Annotated in this window: 10 protein-coding genes; 9 read left to right on the top strand and 1 reads right to left on the bottom strand. The window is 64.0% G+C overall.

Going from position 1 to position 10,379, the window contains the following annotated elements:
* Positions 1–19 precede the first annotated feature (19 nt).
* From ACUXVX_RS04565 to ACUXVX_RS04585, 5 genes are read left to right on the top strand one after another with little or no spacing between them, the layout of a single operon-like run.
* Positions 20–766 carry a sugar phosphate isomerase/epimerase family protein gene (locus tag ACUXVX_RS04565; RefSeq protein WP_446310563.1) on the top strand — a complete coding sequence of 249 codons (747 nt, stop codon included), beginning with the start codon at positions 20–22 and terminating at the stop codon, positions 764–766.
* 3 nt (positions 767–769) lie between these two features.
* Positions 770–1,891 (top strand): Gfo/Idh/MocA family protein, encoded by a 1,122-nt coding sequence (locus tag ACUXVX_RS04570; RefSeq protein ID WP_446310564.1) that lies wholly within the window; start codon positions 770–772, stop codon positions 1,889–1,891.
* Positions 1,888–2,940, top strand: a complete 1,053-nt coding sequence (gene mgrA, locus ACUXVX_RS04575) for an L-glyceraldehyde 3-phosphate reductase (protein WP_446310565.1) — start codon at positions 1,888–1,890, stop codon at positions 2,938–2,940. The genes ACUXVX_RS04570 and mgrA overlap by 4 nt, the downstream gene beginning before the upstream one ends.
* A complete protein-coding gene (locus ACUXVX_RS04580; protein WP_446310566.1) occupies positions 2,937–4,523 on the top strand; it encodes a glycoside hydrolase family 43 protein in 1,587 nt (528 codons plus the stop codon). Before mgrA ends, ACUXVX_RS04580 begins: the two co-directional genes overlap by 4 nt.
* Entirely contained in the window at positions 4,523–5,341 is an 819-nt protein-coding gene (locus tag ACUXVX_RS04585) for a TolB family protein (RefSeq protein WP_446310567.1), read from the top strand. Before ACUXVX_RS04580 ends, ACUXVX_RS04585 begins: the two co-directional genes overlap by 1 nt.
* Before the next feature lie 2 nt (positions 5,342–5,343).
* On the opposite strand, the gene ACUXVX_RS04590 is transcribed toward ACUXVX_RS04585, so the two are convergent.
* Positions 5,344–6,078 carry a SapC family protein gene (locus tag ACUXVX_RS04590; RefSeq protein WP_446310568.1) on the bottom strand — a complete coding sequence of 245 codons (735 nt, stop codon included), beginning with the start codon at positions 6,076–6,078 and terminating at the stop codon, positions 5,344–5,346.
* A 223-nt stretch (positions 6,079–6,301) separates the two neighbouring features.
* Between ACUXVX_RS04590 and ACUXVX_RS04595 the strand changes: the two genes are divergently transcribed.
* The 4 genes from ACUXVX_RS04595 (at position 6,302) to ACUXVX_RS04610 (ending at position 10,294) form a co-directional block, all read left to right on the top strand.
* Positions 6,302–6,565 (top strand): spike base protein, RCAP_Rcc01079 family, encoded by a 264-nt coding sequence (locus tag ACUXVX_RS04595; protein ID WP_446310569.1) that lies wholly within the window; start codon positions 6,302–6,304, stop codon positions 6,563–6,565.
* 2 nt (positions 6,566–6,567) lie between these two features.
* Positions 6,568–8,514: an SGNH/GDSL hydrolase family protein gene (locus ACUXVX_RS04600; RefSeq protein WP_446310570.1), complete on the top strand. Its 1,947-nt coding sequence runs from the start codon at positions 6,568–6,570 to the stop codon at positions 8,512–8,514.
* 101 nt (positions 8,515–8,615) lie between these two features.
* On the top strand, positions 8,616–9,752 hold the full coding sequence (locus ACUXVX_RS04605) for a glycosyltransferase (protein ID WP_446310571.1): 1,137 nt from the start codon (positions 8,616–8,618) through the stop codon (positions 9,750–9,752).
* Between the two features lie 89 nt (positions 9,753–9,841).
* Positions 9,842–10,294 carry an acyltransferase gene (locus ACUXVX_RS04610; RefSeq protein WP_446310572.1) on the top strand — a complete coding sequence of 151 codons (453 nt, stop codon included), beginning with the start codon at positions 9,842–9,844 and terminating at the stop codon, positions 10,292–10,294.
* The last annotated feature ends 85 nt before the right edge of the window (positions 10,295–10,379 follow it).

Consider the following 10,379-nt stretch of genomic DNA (forward strand, 5'->3'; position numbering starts at 1 on the left):
CACGACAGGACCGATCACGATGATCTCATACCAGCTTTATTCCTCCCGCGACGCCGGGGCCTGGGAAGACACGCTCAACCACCTGGCCTCGCTGGGCTACAGCTACGTGGAAGGCTTTGGCGGCGTCTATGAAGACCCCCACGGCTTCAAGGCGCTGCTGGACGCCAACCAGCTGGCGATGCCCTCGGGCCATTTCTTTCCGCTCGCATCGTTCGAGGAAGGGTTCGACAAGAGCATCGCTGCGGCCAAGGTGCTGGGCATGGAGCGGTTGTTCTGCCCGGCGCCGACGGATGAATACCGCAACGGGGCTGATCTGGCGGCCTGGAAAGACCTTGCCAACCGGCTGAACGAGGCGGGCAAGCGCGTGCAGGGCGCGGGGCTGCGCTTTGGCTGGCACAACCATCACTGGGAGTTCATGGCGCTGGAGGATGGCACCCTGCCGATGCAGGTGCTGCTCGACCTCGCGCCGGAGATCGAGTGGGAGATGGACGTGGCATGGGTGGTGCGCGGCGGGGCCGACCCGCTGAAGTGGATCGCTGACCACAAGGACCGGATCACCACAGCCCATGTGAAGGACATTGCCGCCGAGGGCGAGTGCGCCGATGAGGACGGCTGGGCCGATGTGGGCCACGGTGTGATGGATTGGCCGGGGCTGATGGCAGCGTTGGAGGGCGCGGGGGTGGACCTCTTCGTGATGGAACACGACAAGCCCAACGACGCGCGCCGCTTTGCGCAGCGGTCGCTCGAAGCCGTGAAGGGGTTTTGAGCCATGGCTGACACACTTGGAATTGGCGTGATCGGCTGCGGCAACATCTCGGCCGCCTACATGCGCCTCGCGCCGCTCTTCAAGGGCATCGAGATGCTCGCCTGCGCGGACCTGAACGAAGGGGCCGCCAAGGCGCGGGCCGAGGAGTTTGGCCTGCGGGCGGAGAGCATCGACGGGCTGCTGGCGGCGGATGACGTTGACGTGGTGGTGAACCTGACGGTGCCGAACGCGCATTTCGAGGTGTCGAAACGCGTGCTGGAGGCGGGCAAGCATGTGTACTCGGAGAAGCCCTTTGTGCTGACGCTGGAAGAGGGCGAGGCACTGAAGGCCATTGCGGGCGAGAAGGGTCTGCGGGTGGGCTCGGCGCCCGATACCTTCCTCGGCGGGGCGCATCAGTTGGCGCGGCATCTGGTGGACAGCGGGGCGGTGGGGCGTGTGACCTCCGGCACCTGCTTTGTTCAGAGCGCGGGCATGGAGATGTGGCACCCGAACCCCGATTTCTTCTTCCAGCCCGGCGCCGGGCCGGTACTGGATATCGGGCCGTATTACGTGAGCAACCTCGTGCAGTTGCTCGGGCCGGTGAAGCGGGTGGTGGCGATGAGTTCGAGCGCGAACGCGTATCGCACGATCACCTCGCAGCCGCGCCATGGCGAGAAGATCAAGGTGGAGACGCCGACGACGATCCACTCGATCCTGCAATTCGCCTCCGGGGCGCAGGTGACGTTCATCGCGTCGTGGGATGTCTGGCAGCACGGGCATTCGAACATGGAGCTTTACGGCACCGAAGGCACACTGCATGTGCCAGACCCCAACTTCTTTGGCGGCGAGGTGCGGGTGACGGAGAAGGGGGTGTTCACCAACATCTCCGGGGAGTGGGCGCATCCGTTCTCCAAGGCCAATGACAACGGGCGGGCGAACTATCGCACGGCGGGGCTGGCCGATATGGCGCAGGCCATTCTTGAGGGGCGCCCGCACCGCTGCTCGGATGACTTCGCGACGCATGTGGTGGATGTGATGACTTCGATCCTCAAGGCGGGCGAAGAGGGGCGGGCGCTCGATATTGCGACCACCTGCGAGCGGCCTGCCGCCCTGGGGCCGGGTGCAGCTAAGGCGCTGCTGGCATGAGTGTCTATTCCGCCGCGGAGGACCGGTACGAGCGGATGGTGTATCGCCGCTGCGGACGCTCGGGGCTGAAGCTGCCCGCCGTGTCGCTCGGACTGTGGCACAACTTCGGCGATGACGCGCCGCACGAGACCAAGCGGGAGATATGCCGGACGGCCTTCGACCACGGGATCACCCATTTTGACCTCGCCAATAACTACGGCCCTCGCCCCGGCGCGGCGGAGCAGGCGTTTGGCGAGATCCTGCGAACGGATTTTGCGCCCTACCGGGATGAGCTGATTATCTCGTCGAAGGCGGGATACGGCATGTGGCCGGGGCCTTATGGCGAGTGGGGGAGCCGGAAATATTTGGTGGCCAGTTGCGACCAGTCGCTGAAGCGTATGGGGCTGGATTACGTCGATATCTTCTATTCGCACCGCTTCGACCCGGACACGCCGCTGGAGGAGACCATGGGCGCGCTGGATTACATCGTGCGGTCAGGGCGGGCGCTTTATGCCGGGATTTCCTCGTATAATTCGGAGCGGACGCGGGAGGCGGTGGCGATCCTGCGCGATCTCGGCACGCCCTGCCTGATCCACCAGCCGAGTTACAACATGATCAACCGCTGGGTCGAGCGGGACGGGCTGAAGGACACTTTGGCCGAGCTTGGTGTGGGGTCGATTGCCTTTACCCCGCTTGCGCAGGGGATGCTGACAGCGAAGTATCTGAATGGCATGCCCGAGGGCAGCCGGGCGACGCAGGGGAAATCGCTGCGGTCGGAGATGCTTAGCGAAAGGGCGATCGAGAACATACGGGCGCTGAACGGGATTGCCGAGCGGCGCGGGCAGACGCTGGCGCAGATGGCGATTGCATGGGTGCTGCGGGGCGGCGGGATCACCACCGCACTGATCGGGGCCAGCAAGCCGAGCCAGGTGGTGGATTGCGTGGGGGCGGTGGGGAACCTCGAGTTCACGGAGGCCGAGTTGGCGGAAATTGATGAATACGCCGACGAGGAGGCGATCAACCTCTGGGCGCAGTCGGCGGAGCAGACCAAGGGGGCGGCGCAACGATGATCCGCAACCCGATCCTGCCGGGGTTCAACCCGGACCCGTCGATCTGCCGGGTGGGCGATGAGTATTTCATCGCGACCTCGACCTTCGAATGGTATCCGGGCGTGCAGATTCACCGCTCCAAGGACCTGGTCAACTGGGATCTGGCCTGTCGTCCGCTCTCGCGTGCGAGCCAACTGGATATGCGCGGCGACCCCGACAGTTGCGGGATCTGGGCGCCCTGCCTTAGCTACGCCGACGGGCTTTTCTGGCTCGTGTATACTGACGTGAAGCGGTATGATGGTAACTTCAAGGATGCGCACAATTACATCGTTACCGCGCCCTCCATCGAAGGGCCGTGGAGCGAACCGGTCTATGTGAGCAGCCACGGGTTCGATCCTTCCCTGTTTCATGATGACGACGGGAAGAAATACTGGCTGGTGCTTCAGTGGAACCACATCAGCGAGAGCATCGGCGGCAAGCCGAAGACCTCTGCGTTTGACGGCATCCTCTGCCAGGAGTGGCATCCCGAGGAGGGGCTGAAGGGGGAGATCAAGGTGATCTCCAAGGGCTCCGCGCTGGGGCTTACTGAGGGGCCGCACCTGAGTAAGCGGAACGGGTGGTACTACCTGACCGTGGCCGAAGGTGGGACGGGGTATAGCCACGCTGTGACGATGGCGCGTAGTCGCGATGTGTTCGGCCCCTATGAGCTGCACCCCGACACCCATCTGCTGACTGCCAAGGACGACCCGGACGCGCCGCTGCAACGCACCGGGCACGGGCAGATCGTGGAGACGCCCGAGGGCGAGACCTATCACACCTTCCTCTGTTCACGGCCCCTGCCGGGGCGGTTCTCGCCACTTGGGCGGGAGACGGGGATCGAGAAATGCGAATGGCGCGATGACTGGCTTTATGTCGAGGGCGGCGGCACGCTGGCGCATCTGGAAGTGCCAGCGCCGTTTGATGTGGAGCAGCGGGCGCCGGTTGCCGTGGAGCGGAAGTTTTCGGATGAGCTTCCACCCGAGTTCCAATGGCTGCGCACGCCGGAGCCGGAGCGGATGTTCACGCTGACCGGCGAGGCGCTGAGGCTGACCGGACGGGAGAGCATTGGCAGCTGGTTCGAGCAAAGCCTTGTGGCGCGGCGGCAGGAGCATTTGCGGTATCGCGCTGCGACGACTCTGGAGGTGTTCGAGCCGACGACATACCAGCAGGCCGCCGGGCTGACGACCTATTACAATCGGTACAAGTTTCACTTTGCCGCCGTGTCGTGGACGGAGGAACTGGGACGTTGCCTGATGCTAATGTCCTGCCCCGGTGACTGGCCAGATGGGCGGATGCAGTTTCCGGCCAAGCCGGTGGCCTTGGCCGAGGGGCCGGTGGAACTGGCGGTTGAAGTCGACCACGCCAAGCAGCAATTCATCTATCGGCAGGGTAGCGGCAACTGGCAGCCGTTCGGACCGGAACTGGATGCCAGCGTGATTTCTGACGAGGGCGGGCGGGGCGAGCATGGCTCGTTCACCGGGGCCTTCGTGGGAATGATGTGCTTCGACATCACCGGGCAGGGCCGCACCGCCGATTTCACCCGATTCAGCTACGACCCGACCTGATGTTTGCTGCGCTTGAAATCTTTGACCTTGAGACCGGCGAGAGCCAAACGCTGCTAGAGACCGACCGGCACATCGAGGCGCCGAACTGGGCGGGGGATGCGCTGATCGTCAACGCAGACGGGCGTCTCTATCGTGTGCCGCTCGATGCACCTGGTTTGGAATTGATAGACACCGGCCTGCACGATGGCCTGAACAACGATCACGGGCTCTCTCCGGACGGTAAATGGCTCGCGATTTCAGACAGCAGCGAAGCCGGTGCGTCTTGCATCTACACCCTGCCTGCGGGCGGCGGTGTGCCGGAACGGATCACGATGCAGACGCCGAGTTGGTGGCACGGCTGGTCGCCCGATGGCGAACGGCTGGCCTACACCTGCCGCCGTGACGGGGTTTTCGGCATTGCCACGATCCCTGAAGCCGGGGGCGACGAGACGGTGCTGATCGCCGGTGGTGGGCATTATGACGGGCCGGACTATACCCCCGACGGCCGCCATATCTGGTTCAACTCCGACAGGGGGGGGCAGATGAACCTTTGGCGCATGGGGCCGGGTGGTGAAGACCCCGAGGAGATGACGGGCGGTGACAGCGTGGACTGGTTTCCGCACCCTTCGCCGAATGGTGAGCACGTGCTCTATCTCGCCTACCCGCCTGGCACAGAAGGGCACCCGTTTGGCCGTGAGGTCGAGCTGAGGCTTATGCCCGCGGGCGGCGGAGCGCCGAAGACGCTCTGCGCCTTCTTCGGCGGGCAGGGCAGCATCAACGTGCCGTCATGGTCGCCTGATGCCCGCCGGTTTGCCTATGTCAGATACGCGCGGCCCTGAGGTCACGCAGCCTTTGCGGCCTCGCTTACCCGATCTGCGAGCGCCTTGAAGTTCCGGGCCGAGGCGAGGTGGAGGAACGTGCATTCCAGCTCATCAGTACGGAACATCTGGAGTGCCGCATCATCCTCAAGGCCTTTCAGCTTTTCACGATCGACGGTGAAGAAACCCTGAAGCGTGCGCTTCTCCCCGGAGGGCGTGGTGTAATTGGCCTGCATCGGCTTGAGCAACTCGAGGTCCGCGAGGCGCTGGGCGTAGGCCTGGGTGCGCTGGTGCTGGGCCTGATAATCCTGCTGAAACTTCAGCACGCCTTCGAGGTAGGGCGTTGGCTTGCCGCCAGCATCGAACAGTGCCTCGCCCTTGCCCTTGGTCACAAGACAAGCGGCGCTGTCATCGATGTGCAGGGTCTGGGTGCCGGTCTTGTCCTGCTGCGACAGGACAAAGGGGTAGCGGCGGATGTAGGCCGGAACGTAGCTGCCCAGCCAATTGCCCTTTTTGCCGATGAAGGCATTGCGTGACCCGTCCAGACCGAGGATCACCGAGGGAACGGGGGCCTTCGGATCGCCCGCAAACACAATAGGATACTCGGCAGCGCAGAGCGCGAATTCGGCGGCGGCGATGGGCACTGAGTTGACCCCGGCGGCAAAGCTGAAATCGCCGGTGTCCTTTACAAGCGTCTTGCCGTGCCGCGCGGGGTTCACCGCGGCTGGGGTTTCATAAAACAGCAGCTGCTTGGCCATCGGTCTGCTCTCCTCACCTGTCATGCTGGCCCTTGGTGTAACGGCTGAGGGGGTGGTTGCAAGGGAAAGGCGGGGTTTGGCGGCTCGGTGACGGATGCGGCCCGCCGTTCGGTGGTCTCGGCATTCGTAAAGGAAGCTCGCTTAGGGTCGACCGGCACGAATGCCGACCGGCGCGAACCGGCGCGACGATTTCCGCAGATTCAACCACAGAGAGCCCGCCTCCATGCACGATCCGTTCAAGAACCGCACGCCCAGCCTCTCCGGCCCCGCGACCGATATCATTCCGGTCACACCGTCGGACAGCACCAACCTGTCCGCCGTTTGCGTGGCGCTTTATATCGAGACTGGGGGAGACCTCGTGATCGTCACGCAGGCCGGGGCGACGCGGACAGTTGCAGTGGCCGACCAGTCGATGCTGCCGGTGGGCGTGCGGCGGGTGCAGGCCACGGGCACCACTGCGACGGGCATTCATGGCTTCGTGGTCTAAGCATGACCGGATTCACCCTTGATCTCACACAGACGCCGAGCCTGCGCCTGCGGCGGGGGCGGTCACTTTCACTCGAGGGCCTGCTCGCCAATCTCGCGCCCGAGGATATGCCCAGCATCAGCATAGGCACGGCGCAAACGCTGGCCGGGACGCTGGTAGATTGCTCAGCCGATTTTCACGGCGATCCGCACTATCGCTACGATGGGTGCCTCGACGTGCGAAAGACCGGCTCGGGCCGGATCGCGGCGGGGCTGTCCACGCTTGGGATCACTTATTACTGCAACCTCGAGTTTGTCACTGATGCGGCGAACGATGTGTTCGAGGCAAAGGTTTATGTGCCGGCTTCGGGTTATGACCTTGGGCTGCGGGTGGTGGTGGACGGCAAGTTGCACAGCCTGCACCTTGAGCGGCATGCGACCACCCCCAACGCGATCCATTACGTGCGGGTTGCCTTTCCGACTGCGCGGGCGCGGCACATCACGTTGGAGATGGAGACCGTCTCCAGCCTGAACGGCGTGATCGTGCCATCGGGGCAGGGGCTGACCCGACCCGCCGCGCCTGTGGCGCGCCCGGTCGGCGTGTTGGGGGACAGTTTCTTTCGCGGCGCGGGGTATAGCGTGGGCGGCGCCAGCGGGCTGGAAACGGCGGGATACTTCATCGCGCGGCTGCTTGGGGCGGATCGGATCGTCAACTTCGCGGTTGGGGGAACCGGCTGGGTGAATGCCGGGTCTGCCAATGCCTTCGGCGGGCGGCTGCCGGAGATCCTTGGTTCGGGTGTTATGGCGCTGATCTGCGCAGGGTCGAGGAATGATGACGGGGAAAGCGGCATTCAGGCGGCAGTGGAGAGCGCACTTGCCGGTCTGTCGGATGTGCCGTTTGTTGCCGTAAGCGGGCCCGCTCAACCGGGTTTTTCCTCCGTCAACGCCGAGGTTGCGGCGGCTGCCGCGAGTGCGGGGCGAGCCTTCGTGGATACGCTCAACGTCATCGGTCCCGAACTGACCTTGCCGGAGGGCGTTCATCCCAATGCGCAGGGCCATGTGGCGCTGGCGCGGGCTATTGCGGGAGGGTTTTCAATTGGTCAGGCACAGGCCACGGTCGCTGCGGCGATGGCGGCACGTGAGGCTGTGTCGCTCACGCTGACCGGCCCCTCCGGCGCATTCGTGAAGACCGGGAACGACGTGGCGTTGACGGCGGAGGTTTCTACCGGCCAGCCCGGCAGTGTGACTTTCTACGAGGCGGGGCTGCCGGTTGCCACGGAGGTTGTTGCGGGTGGCTTGGCCAGCACGGTGATTGCGGGCATCGCTAGCGGCCAGCATGGCTTCACCGCGAGTTTCGTGCCGCATGATCGATTTGCGGCCACGGAGGCCACCGGGGAAGTCAGCCTGACGGCCGTGGATGATCTTGGCTTCACCGACAGTTTCACGCGGGCCGATGGCCCGCCAGTCGAGACCGAAGGCGCAGTGCCTAAGACATGGCAGGCGCTTGGTAGCGGCGGCGCGTGGCTGCTCGCCGGAAACAAGCTGGCGAATACTACTGTGGCGGGCGGCTCGCATTACCTCGTGGCGGAGGCGGGCGCGCCGGATGGAGCCTTTGAGGTGACAGTCTCGGGCAGTCTCGTGATCGGCGGCTACATTGCGCTGCGAGCCACGAACCAGACTAACCTGTTGCGGCTGACTGTTCAGGGCGGCCAGATCGAGCTGCAATCCATCGTTGCGAACGCGAAGACCGTTATTGCTACCGGAACGGGTGGGGCCTGGGCTGACGGCGATACGGTCCGCGTGGAACTGGTGGGGCAAGCGGTGACTGTCCTGCGCAATGGAACGGCCGTGCCGGGGCTTGAGGGCGTGAGTTGCGCGGCTTGGACCGACCGGACGCTCTTTGGCGTTGGAGTGGGCAGCGCCGGGGGGAACGTGGCCTTCGATGACGTGAGTTTCAGCCAGATCGTTTGAGGCATTCTCCGAGCCGCGACGGATTTTTTCGGCGAGGCTCGGATGAAGCCGATTTGCACGACGCTTGCCTTTGTTCCGTAAAACACGCTCACTACCCTGAGATGAAATGCATCGCCTGCCGAACACTTGCGGGCGCAGAAGACAGGGTTCGCCCTGTCGGGATGGTGGACGGAATGCGCCTGTGCTTCGCCATAAACAGCTTCGGTCAGGGCGGCGCGCAAAAGCAATGCGTCGCCCTGATGAACGCACTGGCTCTCGACCCCGACATCGAAGTGCAGTTGATCTACTTTCAGGAGGGCGAGAATTTTGCGGCCCTGAGGCAAGACAGGATTAGAGCGGTGCGGCTTCCTGGCGGCTCAGTTTATGATCCCCGCAACATATTCCGCATGGCGAAACGATTGCGCGAGTTACGGCCGGATGTGGTGTGCAGTTGGCTCCATGGAAGCGATGTGCTCGCTGCCCTGAGCACGTCTCTGCTTGGCGTCACTGGCCGGCACGTGCCATGGGTCATGACGGAGCGTGACAGCCACTACCCTCCGAATTGGCGTTACAGGCTGCGGCGCAGATTGGCGCGTGGGGCGCGGCGTATCCTTTGCAACTCCGAGGCCGGGCGCCGGTACTGGCTCGCAAGCGGGATCAACGCTGCGGCGCTGCACGTGGTGCCGAACATCAATCTTGCTGCTGGGCTGACCGCCAACTCTGCTGGCACGTCGCAGCGCGAGGTGGTGTTTGCCGGTCGTCTCGAGCCACAAAAAAATGTGCGCCAGCTTGCTCAGGCCTTCGTCTTGGCCGCGCAGGGCAGCCCGGCCCGCTTTCGCATTCTGGGCGACGGAAGTGAGCGTGAGGCGGTGTCGGAAATTGTGGAGCAGGCTGGCGGCGCGGGGCGCGTGGATCTGGAAGGGCACCAGCCTGACATATTGCCGATATACCAGCGCGACCCCGTCTACGTGACGCTCAGCAGGCACGAAGGCACGCCTAACGCGTTGATCGAGAACATCAGCCTCGGCAACCTTATCGTCGCGTCTCGGATCGACGAGCACGTGGCGCTCCTTGGGCCTGAATACCCATTCTACGTGGCGCCCGACGCTGCGCCATCGGAGGTCGCTCGGGTCATCGGTGAGGCTCTACCGGTGGAAGATAGGTCGCCCCTTACCTATGCGCAGGCCAAGGTCGCAGCCTTCACCGGAATGGCAGTGGCGACTTGCTACAAATGGCATTTCATGGAGGTCGCAGGATGATCCCACTTCGCCGCTCACTTTCGCGCCTTGGTTTTCACGCGGCCCGGTTCTTACTCCGCCCAATTGAGCCGTTCTCGGCGCGGCTTTGCATGCGGGCCTACCTGCCGCTGCTCCGCGCGATGGGCCAAAGGATGACTGGCTGCCCTCGCTATATCGCGCTCGACGCCAAGTTCGACGATTTCGACCAGATCACGCTTGGAGACCGGGTCGTGATCTCACAGCGGGCCATTCTGTTGACGCACGACTATTCGCTTACCGCTGGTTTGAGGGCGATCGGCGAGGCGCCGGAAACGGACATTGCCTTCATCCGGCCCATCACGCTCGGCGACAATGTCTTCGTCGGGATGGGGGCGATCCTGCTTCCGGGCACCGTGCTCGGGGATGATGTGGTTGTGGCGGCGGGGTCAGTGGTTCGCGGCAAGGTTGAGCCTGATAGCATCATTGCCGGCAACCCCGCGCAGGTCGTCGGGCGGCTCAGCGAGCGGGCGCAAGACTGGAAAAGCCGCATGGAAGATGCCGATTTGCGGGTCGACAAGGCCTGACGAGTCAAGGCCGTCGCACTTGCCCGAAGCGTATGATGGGACTACCAAAGAAGTCTGGGCACAACCTGATGGCGAGTGTCCAGAC

The sequence above is a fragment of the Vannielia sp. SX4 genome, assembly GCF_052828525.1.